We start from the raw sequence: 17,077 nt of genomic DNA, 5'->3' as shown, positions 1-17,077 counted from the left end.
ATGGCGACCACGGTGATTCTCGGAGGAGGTGTGGGGGGGCTCGTCACCGCCAACATGCTGAGGCGCCGGCTCGACCGGAAGCACCGCATCGTCCTGGTCGAGCGCCAGCGCCAGCACGTTTTCACCCCCTCCTTCCTCTGGATGATGCTCGGCTGGCGTGAGCCTCACGAGATCGCCCGCGACCTCGCGAGCCTCGAGCGCAAGGGGATCGAGGTGGTCCAGGACGAGATCCGGGAGATCGATCCCATGACGCGTCGGGTGAAGACCGAGCGCCAGACGCTCTCCGCCGACTACCTCGTCGTCTCCCTCGGCGCCGAGGGATGGCTCGGTGGCATCCCGGGTCTCGACGGCGCCGGCCACAACGTCTACGATCTCGAGGGCGCGCTGGGGCTGCGCGATGCCCTCCGGCAGTTCCACGAGGGGCGCGTGGCGGTGCTCATCGCCGGGTTGCCCTTCAGGTGCCCGGCGGCGCCCTACGAGGCCGCCATGCTCATCGAGGCCTCGCTCAGCCGGCGCGGACTGGGCGAGCGGACGCAGGTGGACGTCTACACGCCCGAGACGCTGCCCATGCCGGTCGCGGGCCGCGCGATGGGGGAAGCCGTGAAGGGCCTCGTCGAGGGCCGCGGGGTCGGCTTCCACCCACAGCACAAGGTGGTGGCCGTGGATCCGGAGCGGCGGGAACTGGCGTTCGAGAACGGGGTCCGCGCCGGCTACGACCTCCTCGTCGTCGTCCCGCCCCACCGGTGCTCCCCGGTCGTCAAGGAGGCGGGGCTCACCGCCGAGCCCGGCTGGGTCCCGGCGGACAAGGGGACGCTCCAGACGGGCCACGAGCGCGTCTTCGCCATCGGGGACACGACGCTGATCAAACTGCCCGTGGGTCTGCCGCTTCCCAAGGCGGGGGTCTTCGCCGACGGCCAGGGCGAGGTGGTGGCCGAGAACATCGCCGCGGAGATCGCCGGGCGGAGCGGCGCGCGGCGCTTCGACGGCTTCGGCTCCTGCATCATCGAGATGGGCCACGGTGTGGCCGCCTACGCGAAGGGCAACTTCTACGCCGATCCCGCGCCCGCGATGACGATGCGCTCGCCGAGCCGCCTCTGGCACTGGGGGAAGATCTACTTCGAGAAGCGGTGGCTGAGGCGCTGGTTCTGACGGTCCCGCGCACTCTCGGCCACGAGGCCCCGCGGGCCCAGCGGAAGCAACGGAGGACCAGGATGATCCCGAAGGCGATGGCGGCCTTTCTGGCCGAGCGGCTGCCCGAGCGGGCCCTGGAGAATCGCCTGGTGCGGGACGGGGGGCTCTGCTTCGTGGAGTTCGGCTCCACGGACGTGGACCGTCTGGCCCGGCTCGGCGTCGAGGTGGACCCGCTCGGCCCGCAGCTGGTGGTCTGCATGTGGGACGAGACCGCGACGCTGGAAATCGGCGGCTACCTGGTCGTGGACAACCTGGCCATGGGCCGGCCCTCCATGGGCGGCATCCGGATGCTGCCCGACCTCACGCCCGACCGCATCCACAACCTCGCGCGCGGCATGACCCTCAAGAATGCCGCGGCGCACCTGCCCTTCGGCGGGGGCAAGTCGGGCATCGTTCCCGGAGACGATCTCCCCCCGGAGGCACACGCGGAGGTGGTGCGGGGCTTCGCGCGGCTGCTGGCGCGGTATCGCGACCTCTACCTGCCCGGGCCGGACGTGGGCACCAACGACGCCGACATGAAGACGGTCGCCATCGAGAACGGGCTCGACAGCGTGCTCTCCAAGCCGGCCGACATGGGTGGCAACCGGATCGACCAGCTGGGCGCGGCCGCCGGCGGTGTCGTCATCGCGCTCCAGGCGCTGCTCGAGGAGATGCCCCGTCTCCGCGCACTGCCCCAGTTCGCCGGTCTCCGGCTGCCGCCCCTCGAGGCGTTCACTGTGCTGGTCCAGGGCTTCGGCGCTGTCGGCGCCCACGCCGCTCGCATGCTCGGAGAGCGGCTGCCGGGGGCGCGGGTCGTCGGCATCAGCGACGCCGCTGGCTACCTGTACGACGAGGGCGGACTGCCAGTGGACGCGCTGTTCAGCCGCTGGCCGGCCGAGGGCGTGGTGACGCACTCGTGGTTCCTCGAGCAGATGACGATGGCCCGGGGCGGGGTCGGGAGCCGCCGCCCGCTCCGGACCAAGTACTCGAGCTCCCCCGACGACCTGCTGCGCGAGAACGCCTTCTGTCTCATCCCGGCCGCCCCCGTCGCCAACTACCTCGACACCGATCCCGCCTCGCAACCGTCCATGACGGTGGACCGGATGGGACGATGGGCGGTGTGCGTGGAGGGGGCCAACACCTACTCCCCGGATCCCGCGCGGAAGGCCGCGCGGGCCCGCATGGAGCGGGCCGTCTACCGCCAGCGCGGCGTGCTCATCGCCACCGACTATCTCGTGAACTCGGGGGGCGTGATCTTCGCCGCCCAGGAGCTGCTCATCCCGACACCCGAGAGCCTGCGGATCCCCGCACCCATGCTCGGCGACCGCCGCGCCGTGGAGCGCTGGCTCGCGGAGCACGCCGCCGACTTCGAGGCGCTGGCCGAGCGGCGGCGAGCGGCCGGCGAAGCGCACCGGGAAGACGCCATCCGCGCCAACATGCGCGAGCTGGTGGATCTCCTGGTGTCGGACGCCGACATGCTGCCGTGCGAGGCCGCCGAGCGCATCAGCGTCCGGCGCATCGCGGCCCGGGAGAGCGGCCGCACCGCCGCCGACCTCATGGAGCCCATCCCCACCGTGGCCGTGACCTGCACGTTCCGCGATGCGGCGGCCACGCTGCTGGACGCCAACTGCCCCATCGCGGCGGTCGTCGGTCCCCGGGGCGACCTGGTGGGTGTGGTCACGGAGTGGGACGTCACGCGCGCCACGGCCCAGGGGGCGCCCCCCGGCGAGGCCGTCACGGAGATCATGACCCGCCAGGTCATCGCGGTCGCCCCGGAAGACGGCATCCTGGACATGGTGCGCAAGCTCGAGCACCACGACATCTCGGCCATGCCCGTCGTGGCCGGGAACGTCGTGCAGGGCATGGTCAGCGCCGACCTCCTGGCGCGCCGCTCGCTCTTCCGTCTCCTGCAGTCGCAGCCGGAGTGAGCGTCGCGCGTCCCTTCGACAGGGTCGATGCCAGGGAGAAGGCAGGGCCCCCGGAGCGATGCCGACGCTCCGGCCGCTGGACCGCTCGAGGTGCCGCTCGCGCGCCCTCAGTGCTGGCAGTGGCCGGGAGGGCCGGGCGTCTCATGGACGGCAGCTGGCGCAGGCGAGAATTGTCGGATAATATCGTCCGACAATGAAGTCAGACGGCGCTCGGCGGGGCAGCGGAGGGTCGCGGAGGCGGACGGCTGTCGCCGTGGCACCTCCGCCGCGGGCCCTCACCGTCGAGCGCGTGTACCAGGCCCTCCGCGACCGCATCGTGGGCGGGGAGATCCTGCCCGGCATGCATCTGGTGGAGGCGGAGCTGACGGCCGCGCACGGCGTGAGCCGCGGCACCGCGCGCGAGGCGCTCCGGCGGCTTTCCGCCGACGACCTGGTGGAGCTGGCCTCGCATCGGGGCGCCCGCGTGCGCCGGCTCACTCACCGGGACGTCGACGAGCTCTACGTCGTGCGGGAGGCGCTGGAGACCGTGGCCGCGCGCCTGGCTGCCACCGGGCCCCGCGAACTGCTCGCCGTGCTGCGCGGGGTCTACGCGGAGGCGGAGCGCCTGACCCCAGGCCGCGATCGCGTCCAGCTCGTCCGGCTGAACCACCGCTTCCACCACACGCTCGCCGAGATGGCGGGCAACCGCACGCTGTGCGCGGTCCTCACGCGGCTCAACACGCCCATGATCGGCCACCAGTTCGTGTCGGCGCTCGACGCCATCGACATCGCGACCTCCCAGCGGCACCACGCGCGGATCCTGGCCGCGCTCGCCGCCCGGGACGCCGAGCGCGCGGAGGCCGCCATGCGGCGGCACATGGAGTGGAGCCGCCAGGCCGTGGTGCGCGCGATCGCACCCGTCGCGCCCGCGTCGCGGTGAGGCCCCCGGAGGAGATCGAGGAGGAGTCGCGGGGGTCCCAGCCGGGGGCGAAGGACGGAACCCGGAGCGGAGCGGAGAGGAGAGGACGAGCTGATGGGCATGACCATCGCGGAGAAGATCCTGGCGCGGGCGTCGGGGCGGGAGGGCGTGAGCCCAGGCGAGATCGTGGTCGTGAAGGTGGACACCGCCGTCGTCATCGACATGGGCTTCTACCCGGGACTGTGGCGGTGGCCGACGCGGGTGTGGGATCCCGAGAAGGTGGTGGTGATCCACGACCACGTGGTGCCGCCCAAGGACGTCCAGTCGGCGCAGGCCCTCCAGACGGGGCGGCGCTTCGTCAGGGAGTACGGCATCGCGCGGTTCCACGACGTGGGGCCGTCGCAGGGCATCGCCCACCAGGTGGCGGCCGACGAGGCCTACGCCCGCCCCGGCACTGTCCTGGTCTGCATCGACTCCCACACCTGCAGCGGCGGCGCCCTCAACTGCTGCGCCCGCGGCATCGGCGCCCCCGAGCTGACCTACGTCCTCGCCAAGGGCGAGACGTGGTTCCAGGTGGGGCCGACGGTCAAGTACGAGCTCCACGGCACGCTCGCGCCCTGGGTGACCGCCAAGGACGTCTTCTTCCACATCGCGGGCCGGTGGGGCTCGCACGCCACTCTGAACGTCGAGTTCGGGGGGCCCGCCCTCGGCTCCCTCTCCCTCGACGCCCGGCGCACGCTCTCCACCATGTGCGCGGAGGTCAGCGCGGAGTTCGCCCTGTGGCCGCCCGACGACGTGCTGCTGAGCCACGTCAAGTCCCGGACCACCTTGCCCTTCCACCCGACGTGGCCCGACCCCGACGCGCGCTACGTCGAGGTGCGGCGCGTGGACCTCGACGCGCTCGGGCCTTACGTGGCGCGTCCCGACACCGTCGTCCACAACACCCTGCCCATCGGCGAGCTCTCCGAGCAGGTGCGGCTCGACCAGTGCTTCGTGGGCTCGTGCGCCAACGGGACGCTCGACGACCTCGCCACGGTGGCGGCGGTGGTGCGGGGCAAGCAGGTGGCGCCGGGAGTCCGGTTCATCGTGACGCCCGGCTCCCAGCGGATCTATCGCGAGGCGGCGCGGCTCGGAATCGTCAACACCCTGATCCAGGCCGGCGCCCTCGTCACGACGTCGGCCTGCGGGGCGTGCGCGGGGCTCGACTTCGGCGCCCTCGGTCCCGGCGAGGTCTGCCTCACCGCCTCCACCCGCAACTTCAAGGGCCGCATGGGGCACCCCGACGCGCGCATCTGGATGGGGTCCCCGGCGACGGTGGCGGCCTCCGCCCTCACCGGCTACATCACCGACCCCCGAGCGGTGGGCGGGGGAGCGCGCGCGTGAAGGAGAAGTTCGCGGCCAACCGGCCCGGCTGGGCGGTGCAGGTCCGCCCCGGCGACATCCTGGTTGCGGGCCGCAACGGCGGCACCGGTTCCGGCCGGCCCGCCGCCCGGACCACAAAGGACCTCTTGCTGGAGGAGACACACTGATGGCGTCCCCGTCGACCGACCGCCCGACCACCCGCCTCCGCCGGCTCCTCGAGCGGCCGGGGCTCACGCTGTTCCCCTCCGCCTACGACTGCATCTCGGCCCGCGTCATGGAGGAGGCGGGCTTCGAGGCGCTGTCGCTCTCCGGCGCCGGGCTCGCCGGCAGTCGCCTCGGTCTGCCCGACCTCGGCTTCCTCTCCTTCGCCGACATGCTGGACGCCGGGGCCCGCGTGGCCGCCTGCGTCCAGATCCCGCTCGTCGTCGACGGAGACACCGGGTACGGCAACGCGCTCAACGTGATCCGCGCCGTCCGTGAGTTCGAGCGCGTCGGCATCGCCGGCGTCCACTTCGAGGATCAGGAGTTCCCGAAGAAGTGCGGCCACGTCGCGGGCAAGGTGGTCGTCTCCAGCGAGGAGTTCGTGGAGAAGATCCGGGCCGCGGCCGAGGCCCGGACGGACCGCGACTTCATCATCATCGCCCGCACCGACGCCATCGCTGTCACCGGTCTCGCCGACGCCATCGACCGCGGCAACCGCTGCGCGGCCGCCGGCGCCGACGTGGTGTTCCTGGAAGCGCCGACCACGGTCGCCGAGGTCACGACCATCGCCCGCGAGGTGAAGGCGCCCCTCCTCTACAACCTCGCCACTGGCGGCAAGAGCCCCGCCCTCAGCGCCCGCCAGCTCGAGGACCTCGGCTACAAGCTGGCTGTTGTACCCACGCTCGGCATGGGGCCGGCCATCCACGCCATGCGGCAGGCGGCGCAGACGGCGCGCGAGACGGGGAGCGACGCCCACGTGGCCGCCATGGGGTTCTCGCCGGCGGCCTTCTTCGAGCTGTTCGGGATGAGCGAGTGGCGGCGCCTCGAGTCGCGCTACGTGGTGCGGCCCGGGGGCGGCCCGGCCGGGCGCTAGGGGACGGCGCGATGGGCATGACCATGATCGAGAAGATCCTCGCCCGCGCCGCGGGCCGGCCGGCGGTGGCGCCCGGCGACCTCGTGGACGTCGCCGTCGACACCTGCGTCCCCATCGACATGAACTTCATCAGCGCGCTCTGGCGCCCGGTGCGCCACGTCTGGGACCCCGACAAGGTGGTGGTCATCTTCGACCACATCGTGCCCGCCAAGGATGTCCAGACGGCGACAGCGCTCCAGACCGGCCGCGAGTTCGTCAAGCGGTTCGGGATCACGCGGTTCCACGACGTGGGGCCGGAGCAGGGCATCTGCCACCAGCTCATCGCCGAGCGCGCCTACGCCCTGCCCGGGACCGTCCTCGTCTGCGCCGACTCCCACACCTGCAGCGGTGGCGCCTTCAACTGCGCGGCGCGCGGCATCGGCGGCCCCGAGTTGCTCTACGTGCTGACCAAGGGGCGCACCTGGTTCCAGGTGGGCGAGACCGTCCGCTACGTGCTGGAGGGAACGGTGCCGCCCATCGTGACCGCCAAGGACATCTTCCTCCACATCGCGGGGACGTTCGGCGACCACGCCACTCGGAACGTCGAGTTCGTGGGACCCGCGGTGACGGCAATGACGCTCGACGCCCGGCGCACGCTCGCCACCATGTGCGCGGAGATCAGCGCCGAGTTCGCCACGTTCGAGGCCGACCAGAAGGTCGTCGAGCACTGCCGCGCGCGGACCGCCCGGACGTTCGCGCCGCAGGTGTCCGACCCCGATGCCCGCTTCGCGGCGGTGCGGACGATCGACGTGGGCCGCCTGGAGCCGCTCGTGGCCTTCCCGGACACCGTCGTGCACAACGCGCGGCCGGTGAAGGAGGCGGCGGGCGTCGCCATCGACCAGGCCTTCATCGGCTCCTGCGCCAACGGCACCCTCGACGATCTCGCCGTGGCCGCCCGCGTGGTGAAGGGGCGCAAGGTGGCGTCCACCGTCCGCTTCATCGTGACGCCTGGGTCCCAGGCGATCTATCGGGAGGCGCTAAAGCAGGGCCTCGTGGCCACGCTGGTGGAGGCGGGCGCCCTCGTGACGACGTCGTCGTGCGGCGCCTGCGCAGGGCTCCAGAACGGCGCCCTCGGGCCCAAGGAACGCTGCATCACGGCGAGCACGCGCAACTTCAAGGGCCGCATGGGCGCGGACGACGCGGAGATCTTCATGGGGTCGCCGGCCACGGTGGCGGCCTCGGCCATCCGGGGCTCGATCGCCGATCCCCGGGAGTTCCTCTGATCCGGACGGGAGGGAGACATGCGCTTCCGCGGCAAGGTGTGGCGCTTCGGTCACGATATCAACACGGACCTGATCCAGCCCGTGCCGGTGATCTTCATGCCGGTGCAGGAGCAGGCCCGCCACGTGTTCTCGGCCAACCGGCCGGGCTGGGCCGCCGAGGTCCGGCCGGGCGACATCCTGGTCGCGGGCCGGAACTTCGGGACGGGCTCCGGGCGCCCCGCGGCGCGGGTCTTGAAGGACCTGGGCATCGCGTGCCTGCTCGCGGAGTCGATCAACGGGCTCTTCTTCCGCAACTGCGTGAACTACGGGTTCCCGGGCCTCGAGGTCCCCGGCGTCCACGACGCCTTCGAGGAGGGGGACCAGGCCGAGATCGACTTCACCGTCGCCACCGTGCGCAACGCGCGGACGGGGGCGTCGCTCACGGGCCGGCCCTGGGCGGAGCCCCTCTACCGCATCCTCGAGAAAGGTGGCATCCTACCGCTGCTCGAAGCGGAGGGGCTCGTCGAGCCCGCCGGGAAGGGAGGCGAGGGATGATTGGCTTGAGGCGCATGGCGCTGGTCGGGGTCGCGCTCGCTCTCGCGGCGTGGGTGGTGGCGCCCGCGGGCGCGCAGGAGACGCCGCGGCAGGGGGGCGTCCTCCGGGTCGGCCAGTACTACGAGCCGACGAGCATGGATCCGCACGTGGCCCACGACCCGCCGGGGCTCCGCGTGCGCAACCACCTCTTCGAGGGGCTCGTGACGTGGGACGAGCACACGAACCCCGTCCCCATGCTCGCCGAGGGCTGGAAGGCCAGCCCAGACGGCAAGCTCTTCACCTTCGCCCTCCGCAAGGGCGTCAAGTTCCACAACGGCCAGGAGCTGACCGCCGAGGACGTCAAGTGGAGCCTCGACCGCTTCATGAAGCTGTCCGCGCGGCGGGGCGATCTCCGTCACGTGAGCGGGGTGAAGGCGGTCGACCGCTACACCGTGGAGATCTCGCTGAAGGAGGCCACCCCGACCTTCATCCCGGCCCTCAGCCAGTACTTCCCTCTCATCCTCAACAAGGAGGCGAGCGAGGCCCAGCTCGCCCAGCACAAGCAGATCGTCCAGCCGGTGGGGACGGGCCCGTTCCGGTTCGTGGAGTGGAAGCGCGGCCAGCACATCAAGCTGGAGCGGTTCAAGGACTATGCGGCGCGCACGGACAGACCGTCGGGCTACGCCGGGCGGAAGACGGCGTACGTCGACCAGATCCTCTGGATCCCCATCCCCGACAACGCCGTGCGCACGCTCTCGCTCGAGAAAGGGGAGATCGACTACGCCGAGGTCATCCCGTACGAGGACGTGAAGCGCCTCCGGTCGGTGAAGGACGTGACGGTGGCGGTGGCGCCGGGCACGTGGTGGAGCGCGCTGTACTTCAACACGAAGATCCCGCCCTTCGACAAGCTGGACGCCCGCCGCGCGGTGGCGGCGGCCATCAACTACCAGGAGCTGATCGTCCAGGTCTTCGCCGGCTACGGCCGCGTCGCGAACTCCCTGATCCCCGACGTCCAGCGCCGGTGGCGGACGCCCACGCACGCCCGGACCCACGAGTTCACCTCCGCGCGCGCGAAGGAGCTGCTCAAGAAGGCCGGCTACGACGGCTCCCCGAGCATCCTCGAGTCGATCAACCAGACGCTGGCGCGCGAGACGGGCGACACCCTGTTCGCCCAGCTCCGCGGGGTGGGGCTCAACGTCGACCTCAAGCAGCAGGAGCTGGGCGCCCACCTCGACAGCATGTACCAGCGCTCGAAGCGCGGCACGGTCCCCAAGTGGCACATCAGCACGCTCGTGGGGAGCGCCTTCCGGCCCGATCCCCACTTCCACTACGGGATCCGCGTCCACAGTAAGGAGCATCCCGGCTGGTACCAGAACGCGCGGCTCGACGCGCTCATCGAGGAGGCCGCAAAAGCCCTCGACATGCCGCAGCGGATCAAGCTCTACGACGAGGCGCAGAAGATCGTGATGGACGAGGTGCCGCTCATCGTCCTCAACCACTACGACCACATCGACGCCTACCGGAACCACCTCCGGGGCGTGCGGGTGCTCGACCCCTTCTACGACATGTTCTGGAACGTCTGGATCGCGCGCTAGTGTCCATGGGCGCTCGCGGCTAGCCCTCGGGGCGGTGCCCGGTGGGGAGGTTCGTCGGCCAGCGGCTCGCGACGCTGATCCCGTTGTGGCTCGTTTGCGCGCTGGCCGTCTTCCTCCTCATGCGGCTGGCCCCGGGGGACCCCGCCCAGATCCTCGCCGGCTCCGGCGCCAGTGGCGAGGAGGTCCGGCGGCTCCGGAGCGACCTCGGCCTCGACCGCCCGCTCGCCGTCCAGATCCTCGGCTGGTACGGGCGCGTCTTGCAGGGAGACCTCGGCGTTTCCTACCAGAGCCGGGCCCCGGTCCTGGCCACGCTCCTCGAGCGCCTCGGCCCCACCCTCCAGCTCGCGCTGACGGCCACCTTCGTCGCCACGCTCCTCGGTATCGTCGTCGGCACCCTGGCCGCGCTCCGCCCGCGCGGCTGGGGGGACACCGCCCTGATGGCCCTCACGACGACGGGCCTCGCCTTGCCGAGCTTTCTCGTCGCCATCCTCTTCATCTTCGTCTTCGCCGTCTGGATCGACTGGCTCCCCGTCCGCGGCTACGTCGAGCCCACCGAGGACCTCGCGCGCTGGGCGCGGCACATGATCCTCCCCGCGCTCACCTACGGCGTGATCCAGGGCGCGGTGGTGGCGCGGATGGCGCGGGGCGGGATGCTGGACGTCCTCGGCCAGGACTACGTGGTGACGGCCCGCAGCAAGGGGCTCTCGGAGTGGAGCGTCGTGGCCAAGCACGCCTTGAAGAACGCGGTGCTCCCGGTGGTGACGGTGGTGGGCCTCAACGTCGGCGTTCTGCTCGCCAGCGCGGTGGTCGTGGAGACGATCTTCGGCATCCCCGGCGTGGGGTCGGAGCTGGTGCGCGCGATCTTCCAGCGCGACTACCCGCTCGTGCAGGGGATCGTGCTGCTGGTGGTGACGCTCTTCCTGTTCCTCAACCTGCTCGTCGACATCGCGTACGCGGCGCTCGACCCGCGCATCGGGCATGGCTAGGGCGGCCACGCTCCGGGCGGCGGCGTGCTCGCCCCCCACCGCCCTCGCCATCCTCCTCCTGGCGGTGGTGGCGATCGGGAGCCTCGGGGCGGACCTTCTCGCTCCCGCCGATCCGCTCACGCAGGATGTGCGGGAGCGGCTCCGGGCCCCCGGCGGCGGGCACCTCCTCGGCACCGACCGCTACGGGCGGGACATCCTGAGCCGCGTCCTCCACGGCCTGCGCCTGTCGCTCCTCATCGGCGGTATCGTGTCGGCGGCGAGCCTCGTGAGCGGCACCGCTCTCGGGCTCGTCTCCGGCTACCTCGGGCGCTGGGTCGATTTGGTGCTCATGCGCGTGGTCGACCTCGTGCTCTCGTTCCCCGGGATCCTGCTCGCGCTGGCGTTCGTCACCGTCGCTGGCAGCGGCATCGGCAGCCTCTCCCTCGCGCTCGCCATCGTCTACGCGCCGCCCTTCGCCCGCGTCGTCCGCGGGGCGGTCCTCGCCATCCGGGAGCGCGAGTACGTGGAGGCGGCGCGGGCGCTCGGGAGCCCCGTCCGCGCCATCCTCCTCCACCATGTGCTGCCGAACGCGCTGGGACCCATGCTCATCCAGACGACGCTCACGTTCGTCTACGTGGTGCGCGCGGAGGCGACGCTCTCGTTCCTCGGCCTCGGCGTCCCCCCGCCCGCGGTGAGCCTCGGCCAGCTCGTGGAGGAGGGACTGCCCTTCCTCCGCACCGCGCCCTGGATCACGCTGCTCCCGGGCGGCGTGCTGGCCCTCACGCTCTTCGCGCTGAACGCCGTCGGCGACCTCCTGCGGGACCTCTTCGACCCGCGCTTCCGCCCCGGGCTCGGCCGCTTCGGCGCGTGATGGCGCCGCTCGTGCGGGGCGGCGGGCCGGCGGGCTCGGATGGGGAGTCGGGACCGAAGGGGTGTGGCGGGCCCGGAGGGATTCGAACCCACGCCCCGCGGCTTGGAAGGCCGTCCAGGGGCATTCCACCGTGAACCACCGGGAGTGAGCGCGAGCGAGAAACAGCGAGAGGCGCCGGAGGGTTACCCAGCGTTCCGAGAGTTGGCAGCGTGATTGCTGGCGAGCCCGAGTGACAGTGCGAGTGGCACTATTTCGGCACCGGCGGGCGCGCGATTGCCCAGTTCGGACCCATGCCCTATAGTCGGCGCGTCCCGACCGAGAGGGAGATCACGCCATGACGCTGCGAGGATTGCCCGCGCCGTTCGCGCGCCCGGCCGGAGGCTGGCGAGCATGAGCAACCGTGGCCCACGAGTCCGGCTCTCTCCCGAGGCGCCCCGTCCCTGCCGCCTCGCCCGCGCCAAGCGCGGCAGCCCCTACACCCTCCGGCCCTCTTCGCAACCCATATGCGGGAAGACGCCCACAACATCCGCACCGCCCAGGAGCTCTTCGGACACCGGGACATGGGCACAACCATGATCCAGCCCCGGGTCCTGGGGTAGCAACGGGACGCGGGTCCGGCTGTGGAAGTGGGAACTCCAACAGTTGGCCAACCGCACGGGGCTCACGATCACCGTGTGTCACTTTCCCCCCGGGACCAGCAAATGGACCAAGATCGAGCATCGTCTCTTCTCGTACATCAGCACCAACTGGCGCGGGCAGCCGCTGATCAGCCTGGCCGTGATCGTGAATCTCATCGGCTCCACCCGCACCACCGCCGGCCTGCGCGTGCGCTGTGAACTGGATCGCGGGACGTACCCGAAGGGCCAAGCGATCTCGGACGCGCAGATGGCTCACCTCACGCTGACGCCCCATCGCTTCCGCAGAGACTGGAACTACACCATCCACCCGGTGCGCTCGCGAACGTAATTGGGTCCACTTGTTCTATGACAACTCCTAACCGTGGGGTGGGCAAGCGCCATGCTCCTGGGTACGACGGCTGAGCGTCGGCGCACACACCCAAAGGTGAACGCTCGGTCGAGGCGCGCGTCCCGGTCGCAGATGCGCCGGTGTCGGGCCGGGAGACTTGCCCCTGGCCACTGGCTCAGCGCAGGCGCTCGAACTCTTCCACCGAGATGACGAGTTGGCGCAGGATCTTGTAGAAGAGTGGGGGCCCGATGTCACGGCCGCCGTGCAGCGGGATGGTCACGGCTCGCCCGTCGGGATGATTCCAGCGCTCGTGGCTGCCTGTCTGACGCCGCTGGACGAAACCAAGCCGGCGCGCCACACGCTGGAAATCCAGCGCTGTGGCGCTAGGCATTCACGATTTCGGTGGTGTCCTCGGGGAGCGGGGTTCCTCGCTCGAGGAACTCCTCCGCGATCATGTCGAAGACGTGGCTGAGCTCCGCCAAGGCCTCTTCGCGGGTCGGCATGAGCGCGTAACATCCGGCGATGGCCGGCACCTCAGCGACCCAGGAGCCGTCGTCCTGGCGATACAGGACGATCTTGTAGACATTCAAGCTCTTGTCCTGAGCCACGGCGCCAGTATAGCACCACCAGCGGGCTCATTCCCCGCATGCCGGGCTCCGTCGCTCGCCCGGCGAACACATGCGCCCCTGGGTTCCGCGATGCAGGCGGCGCGGAGGCGGCGGCCGCACCGCCGCCGGCCTCATGGAAGCTGTCCCGACCGTCGACGTGACCTGCACATTCCGCCAGGCGGCGACGAGGCTCGTGGAGGCCCACAGGTCCATCGCGGCCGTCGTCGGCCCCCAGGGCGCCCTCGCCGGCGTCGTGAGCGAGTGCGATGTGAGGGGCGTCACTGCCCCCGGGGCGCGCCCCTCGACGGGGCCGCCACGGAGATCATGACCCGCCAGGTCATCGCGGTGGCCCCCGACGATGCCGCCAGGAGGCGACGCGGTCAGCCGCAGCCTCGTGCTAGGCTTGGGGGCACGTGGTGGAACAGAGTCCGGAAGCGGCACGCGGCGGAGGGGGACCGTGGCTGAGATCGGGCCGGTCGTGACGATGCGGGATCCGCTGGCGGAGCTGCTCGGGGCGCTCGAGCCGGGCGGGACATTCCGCTACACGTACGAGGACGCGGTGAAGCTGGCGGGGCACTCGTGTCCCACCGTGGCCGGCGCCTACCTGATGACCGCCGTCGCCCTCCGGGGCCTCTACCCCGACGGGGTCGGGGTGCGCGGCGATCTCGAGGTCACGATGGGCGGGCCGCCGGACGACGGCGGGACCGGCCCCATGGCGCAGGTGATCGCGCTCCTGACCGGCGCCGCGCCGCAGACGGGGTTTGGCGGGCTCATGGGGAAGTTCCGGCGGAAGGACCTGCTGACATTCGACCCCGCCCTCCGGGGACAGGTGAGGTTCCGGCGCGTGGACACGGGGGCTGCGGTGGAGGTGACCTACAGCCCCGCCTCCGTGCCGCCCGCCCCGGAGATGTCGCCGCTCATGGTCGCCGCCCTCGGCGGCCGCGCGACGGCGGAGGAGCAGCGGCGCTTCGGAGCGCTGTGGCAGGCGCGGGTGCGCGACATCCTCACCGGCGATCCGGCCCGCGTCGTCCAGCTGGCCAGGACGTCCGAGCCATGATCAGGGCCACGCTCAGGGGGCATTACCGCGAGGACGCCCGCTACCCCGCCGCGATGGTGAACATCACCAACCGTTGCAACCTCTCCTGCCAGCACTGCTTCGTCTTCCGCGACGGCAACCCCAACGAGGAGCCCGCCTCGGTCCGGGAGGAGATGCCGGATGGGGCCATTCTCGAGACCCTGGCCGGGCTGCGCGACCGCCATGGGATCGTGTCCATGCTCTGGATGGGCGGCGAGCCGCTCCTGCGCCCCCGCCTCCTCGCCGAGGGGGTGCGCCTCTTCGCGCGCAGCACCGTCACCACCAACGGCACGGCGCCGCTGGTGGACTTCGGCCCCGACGTGCTCTACGTGGTGAGCCTCGACGGCCCCGAGGAGCTCAACGACGCGATCCGGGGCCGGGGCACCTACCGCCGTGTCCTCCGCAACCTCGCCCAGCTCCCGGCCGGCTTCTCGACGCCGGTCCAGGTCCAATGCGTCGTGACCGGGCGCAACCAGCAGCGCCTGGAGGAGCTCGTCCTGGCGCTTCAGGGTACACGCGTCGGCTGGATGACCTTCTCCTTCTACGTCCCGCGCGCGGCCGACGCCGGCGAGGACGCCTGGGCCACCAACGAGGAGCGCGCCTGGGCGGTGCGCGAGGTGATGCGTCTCAAGGCGCGATATGGCGGCTTCATCCGCAACGCGACCCGGAGCCTCGAGCTCATGCTGCCGCCCCATTGCGACCGGGTCACGGCCGCCTGTCCCTCTCAGGCCAACGTGCTCCCGCTCTGGATGGAGGGTGACCACTTCGTCACGCCCTTCTGCTGCTACGGCAACGACGTGGACTGTGGCCGCTGCGGCGCCTGGGTGGTCTTCAGTCTCGCGGCGAAGCTCGGCGTCGGTGACGGCCACCCCGCACCGGAGGATCGCGCGCGCCGGCTCCTGCGCCCGGCCACGTCGTAGTCCGGGCCGGCGCGGGGGCGGGCGGCCCCGGGCCGCCGCCCCGGGTCCTCAGCCGCGCCGCGCGTACTGCAGCGGCAGCGCCGTGACGTGCTTGATCTCCCGCAGCACCAGCGCGCTGTTGACGCTGGTGATGCCTGGCAGCGGCATGATCTTGCCTGTCAGGACGCCGGAGTAGCCGGTGAGGTCGGGCGCGACCACGCGCAGCAGGTAGTCGGCCTCGCCCGTGAGCGAGTAGCACTCCAGCACCTCCGGGATCCGCTGCACGCCGCGCTCGAAGGCCTGGCTCGGCGCCCGCCCGTGCTTCTCCACCGAGACCCGGGTGAAGGCGGTGACGCCGAGCCCCAGGGCCTCCGTGGACAGGAGCGTGGTATAGCCCCGGACGATCCCCAGCCCCTCGATGCGCCGCAGCCGCCGCAGGCACTGCGAGGGCGAGAGCCCCACCGTGTCGGCCAGCTCGATGTTCGGGACGCGGCCGTTCTTCTGCAGCTCCGTGAGGATCCGGGAGTCGATGTCATCCAGCCCCTTGAGCGCCATGTCATGCCTCCTGTGAGGTGAGGTGCGCGATCCCATGTCCTCGGCCGACACGCTGGGCTATCATGACACGGGAGCCGCCGGCGGCGAGACGGGACAGGAGGCCCTATGGCAGGCGAGGACATCTATGGCAGTCCGGAGCACCAGCAGTTCCGCGCGGTGGTGCGGAAGTTCGTCCAGGCGGAGCTCGCCCCCCGCGCGCGCGAGTTCGACGAGATGGGGCGGCCCGACAAGGCGATCTTCCGGCGGCTCGGCGAGCTGGGGCTGCTCGGGATCCGCTACGACCCGAAGTACGGGGGGCAGGGGCTCGACTACTCCTACCAGGCGGTGTTCCTCGAGGAGCTCGCCCTCTGCGACAACTCGGGCGTCGCCATGGGCATCAGCGTCCAGACGGACATGGCCACGCCGGCCCTCCACCACTTCGGCAGCGAGGAGCTGAAGCAGCGGTACCTGGTGCCGGCGATCGCGGGCGAGCAGGTGGCGGCCATCGCCGTCACCGAGCCCGGGGCCGGCTCCGACGTGGCCGGCATCAAGACGCGGGCCGTGCGGGACGGCGCGGACTGGGTGATCAACGGCTCGAAGATGTTCATCACCAACACCGCCAACGCCGACTGGCTCTGTCTCCTGGCCGTGACCGACCCCGGCGCGGGCTACGGGGGCTACACCCAGATCATCGTGCCCACCGACACGCCGGGCTTCTCCTTCCGGCTGCTCGACAAGATCGGCAACCGGGGATCAGACACCGGGCTCCTCTTCTTCGACGACGTGCGCGTCCCCGTGACGAACACCATCGGCCACCCGAACCGCGGCTTCCAGCAGCAGATGGCGCAGTTCCAGGACGAGCGCATGGTGCCGGTCGTGACCTCTCCGGTGTCCGCCCGCCGCCTCTGGGAGCTCACGCTGGCCCATGCCCAGCAGCGGGTGGCCTTCGGCAAGCCGCTCGCCAAGATGCAGGTGAACCGCTTCAAGTTCGTCGAGATGATGATCCAGATCACGGCGGCCCAGGAGATGGCCCACCGCTGCATCCGCAAGATGGTGCGCGGCGAGGACGTGACGCTCGACGTGTCCATGGCGAAGGTCTTCTGCGCCAACACGAAGCAGTACGTGGCCACGACCTGCGTGCAGCTCTTCGGCGGCTCCGGCTACATCTGGGAGAACCCGGCCGCGCGCGCCTTCGTGGACTCGCGCCTCGGCACCATCGGCGGCGGGGCCGACGAGGTGATGAAGGAGGTCGCGGCCAAGCTGCTCCAGCTCTGAGCCGACCTGGGCGCAGCCCGGTCTCCCGGGGCGCGGCCGCCACGGCTGTTGCGCCCCGTGGTACACTGACGATCGGGTGCC

At 71.4% G+C, this 17,077-nt stretch carries 17 protein-coding genes and 1 pseudogene; 15 read left to right on the top strand and 3 right to left on the bottom strand.

The window, feature by feature from the left end:
* The 12 genes and pseudogenes from HYV93_19525 to HYV93_19470 all read left to right on the top strand — a co-directional run bounded on the left by HYV93_19525 (position 1) and on the right by HYV93_19470 (position 12,605).
* Positions 1-1,149 carry an NAD(P)/FAD-dependent oxidoreductase gene (locus HYV93_19525; GenBank protein MBI2528157.1) on the top strand — a complete coding sequence of 383 codons (1,149 nt, stop codon included), beginning with the start codon at positions 1-3 and terminating at the stop codon, positions 1,147-1,149.
* Between the two features lie 62 nt (positions 1,150-1,211).
* Positions 1,212-3,098, top strand: a complete 1,887-nt coding sequence (locus tag HYV93_19520; GenBank protein ID MBI2528156.1) for a CBS domain-containing protein — start codon at positions 1,212-1,214, stop codon at positions 3,096-3,098.
* A 253-nt stretch (positions 3,099-3,351) separates the two neighbouring features.
* Positions 3,352-4,017: a GntR family transcriptional regulator gene (locus HYV93_19515; protein MBI2528155.1), complete on the top strand. Its 666-nt coding sequence runs from the start codon at positions 3,352-3,354 to the stop codon at positions 4,015-4,017.
* A gap of 93 nt (positions 4,018-4,110) precedes the next feature.
* Positions 4,111-5,379 carry a 3-isopropylmalate dehydratase large subunit gene (locus tag HYV93_19510; GenBank protein MBI2528154.1) on the top strand — a complete coding sequence of 423 codons (1,269 nt, stop codon included), beginning with the start codon at positions 4,111-4,113 and terminating at the stop codon, positions 5,377-5,379.
* The gene (locus tag HYV93_19505; protein MBI2528153.1) at positions 5,376-5,525 is read left to right on the top strand and encodes a hypothetical protein; all 150 of its coding nucleotides are present in this window, start codon (positions 5,376-5,378) and stop codon (positions 5,523-5,525) included. Before HYV93_19510 ends, HYV93_19505 begins: the two co-directional genes overlap by 4 nt.
* On the top strand, positions 5,525-6,433 hold the full coding sequence (locus tag HYV93_19500; protein ID MBI2528152.1) for an isocitrate lyase/PEP mutase family protein: 909 nt from the start codon (positions 5,525-5,527) through the stop codon (positions 6,431-6,433). The genes HYV93_19505 and HYV93_19500 overlap by 1 nt, the downstream gene beginning before the upstream one ends.
* A gap of 11 nt (positions 6,434-6,444) precedes the next feature.
* Positions 6,445-7,695, top strand: a complete 1,251-nt coding sequence (locus tag HYV93_19495; GenBank protein ID MBI2528151.1) for a 3-isopropylmalate dehydratase large subunit — start codon at positions 6,445-6,447, stop codon at positions 7,693-7,695.
* 18 nt (positions 7,696-7,713) lie between these two features.
* On the top strand, positions 7,714-8,229 hold the full coding sequence (locus tag HYV93_19490) for a 3-isopropylmalate dehydratase (GenBank protein MBI2528150.1): 516 nt from the start codon (positions 7,714-7,716) through the stop codon (positions 8,227-8,229).
* Complete coding sequence (locus HYV93_19485; protein ID MBI2528149.1) at positions 8,226-9,803, top strand: ABC transporter substrate-binding protein; 1,578 nt, start codon at positions 8,226-8,228, stop codon at positions 9,801-9,803. The genes HYV93_19490 and HYV93_19485 overlap by 4 nt, the downstream gene beginning before the upstream one ends.
* Positions 9,804-9,844: 41 nt before the next feature.
* The gene (locus tag HYV93_19480; protein ID MBI2528148.1) at positions 9,845-10,789 is read left to right on the top strand and encodes an ABC transporter permease; all 945 of its coding nucleotides are present in this window, start codon (positions 9,845-9,847) and stop codon (positions 10,787-10,789) included.
* Positions 10,782-11,639 (top strand): ABC transporter permease, encoded by an 858-nt coding sequence (locus HYV93_19475; protein ID MBI2528147.1) that lies wholly within the window; start codon positions 10,782-10,784, stop codon positions 11,637-11,639. The genes HYV93_19480 and HYV93_19475 overlap by 8 nt, the downstream gene beginning before the upstream one ends.
* Positions 11,640-12,233: 594 nt before the next feature.
* A pseudogene (locus HYV93_19470) lies at positions 12,234-12,605 on the top strand (ISAzo13 family transposase).
* A gap of 175 nt (positions 12,606-12,780) precedes the next feature.
* On the opposite strand, the gene HYV93_19465 reads toward HYV93_19470, so the two are convergent.
* Together HYV93_19465 and HYV93_19460 are read right to left on the bottom strand one after the other, a co-directional pair.
* Positions 12,781-12,996 carry a type II toxin-antitoxin system HicA family toxin gene (locus tag HYV93_19465; GenBank protein ID MBI2528146.1) on the bottom strand — a complete coding sequence of 72 codons (216 nt, stop codon included), beginning with the start codon at positions 12,994-12,996 and terminating at the stop codon, positions 12,781-12,783.
* Entirely contained in the window at positions 12,989-13,213 is a 225-nt protein-coding gene (locus HYV93_19460) for a type II toxin-antitoxin system HicB family antitoxin (GenBank protein ID MBI2528145.1), read from the bottom strand. The genes HYV93_19465 and HYV93_19460 overlap by 8 nt, the downstream gene beginning before the upstream one ends.
* A gap of 358 nt (positions 13,214-13,571) precedes the next feature.
* Here HYV93_19460 and HYV93_19455 point away from each other — a divergent pair, with 358 nt between their 5' ends.
* A complete protein-coding gene (locus tag HYV93_19455) occupies positions 13,572-14,270 on the top strand; it encodes a hypothetical protein (GenBank protein MBI2528144.1) in 699 nt (232 codons plus the stop codon).
* On the top strand, positions 14,267-15,208 hold the full coding sequence (locus HYV93_19450; GenBank protein ID MBI2528143.1) for a radical SAM protein: 942 nt from the start codon (positions 14,267-14,269) through the stop codon (positions 15,206-15,208). Before HYV93_19455 ends, HYV93_19450 begins: the two co-directional genes overlap by 4 nt.
* A gap of 48 nt (positions 15,209-15,256) precedes the next feature.
* Here HYV93_19450 and HYV93_19445 read toward each other — a convergent pair whose 3' ends face one another.
* Positions 15,257-15,742: an Lrp/AsnC family transcriptional regulator gene (locus HYV93_19445; protein MBI2528142.1), complete on the bottom strand. Its 486-nt coding sequence runs from the start codon at positions 15,740-15,742 to the stop codon at positions 15,257-15,259.
* Positions 15,743-15,847: 105 nt separating this feature from the next.
* Between HYV93_19445 and HYV93_19440 the strand changes: the two genes are divergently transcribed.
* Positions 15,848-16,996 (top strand): acyl-CoA dehydrogenase family protein, encoded by a 1,149-nt coding sequence (locus HYV93_19440; protein ID MBI2528141.1) that lies wholly within the window; start codon positions 15,848-15,850, stop codon positions 16,994-16,996.
* The last annotated feature ends 81 nt before the right edge of the window (positions 16,997-17,077 follow it).

This window comes from Candidatus Rokuibacteriota bacterium, assembly GCA_016188005.1.
In the GTDB taxonomy this organism is placed as follows: Bacteria; Methylomirabilota; Methylomirabilia; order Rokubacteriales; family CSP1-6; genus UBA12499.
This window is presented reverse-complemented; position numbering and strand designations above follow the sequence as displayed.

Excerpts from the sequence above, each read along its gene's own strand:
- HYV93_19525 (MBI2528157.1), top strand. The coding sequence starts at position 1 with ATGGCGACCACGGTGATTCTCGGAGGAGGTGTGGGGGGGCTCGTCACC.
- HYV93_19520 (MBI2528156.1), top strand. The coding sequence starts at position 1,212 with ATGATCCCGAAGGCGATGGCGGCCTTTCTGGCCGAGCGGCTGCCCGAG.
- HYV93_19510 (MBI2528154.1), top strand. The coding sequence starts at position 4,111 with ATGGGCATGACCATCGCGGAGAAGATCCTGGCGCGGGCGTCGGGGCGG.
- HYV93_19500 (MBI2528152.1), top strand. The coding sequence starts at position 5,525 with ATGGCGTCCCCGTCGACCGACCGCCCGACCACCCGCCTCCGCCGGCTC.
- HYV93_19495 (MBI2528151.1), top strand. The coding sequence starts at position 6,445 with ATGGGCATGACCATGATCGAGAAGATCCTCGCCCGCGCCGCGGGCCGG.
- HYV93_19490 (MBI2528150.1), top strand. The coding sequence starts at position 7,714 with ATGCGCTTCCGCGGCAAGGTGTGGCGCTTCGGTCACGATATCAACACG.
- HYV93_19485 (MBI2528149.1), top strand. The coding sequence starts at position 8,226 with ATGATTGGCTTGAGGCGCATGGCGCTGGTCGGGGTCGCGCTCGCTCTC.
- HYV93_19475 (MBI2528147.1), top strand. The coding sequence starts at position 10,782 with ATGGCTAGGGCGGCCACGCTCCGGGCGGCGGCGTGCTCGCCCCCCACC.
- HYV93_19465 (MBI2528146.1), bottom strand. The coding sequence starts at position 12,996 with ATGCCTAGCGCCACAGCGCTGGATTTCCAGCGTGTGGCGCGCCGGCTT.
- HYV93_19455 (MBI2528144.1), top strand. The coding sequence starts at position 13,572 with ATGCCGCCAGGAGGCGACGCGGTCAGCCGCAGCCTCGTGCTAGGCTTG.
- HYV93_19450 (MBI2528143.1), top strand. The coding sequence starts at position 14,267 with ATGATCAGGGCCACGCTCAGGGGGCATTACCGCGAGGACGCCCGCTAC.
- HYV93_19445 (MBI2528142.1), bottom strand. The coding sequence starts at position 15,742 with ATGGCGCTCAAGGGGCTGGATGACATCGACTCCCGGATCCTCACGGAG.
- HYV93_19440 (MBI2528141.1), top strand. The coding sequence starts at position 15,848 with ATGGCAGGCGAGGACATCTATGGCAGTCCGGAGCACCAGCAGTTCCGC.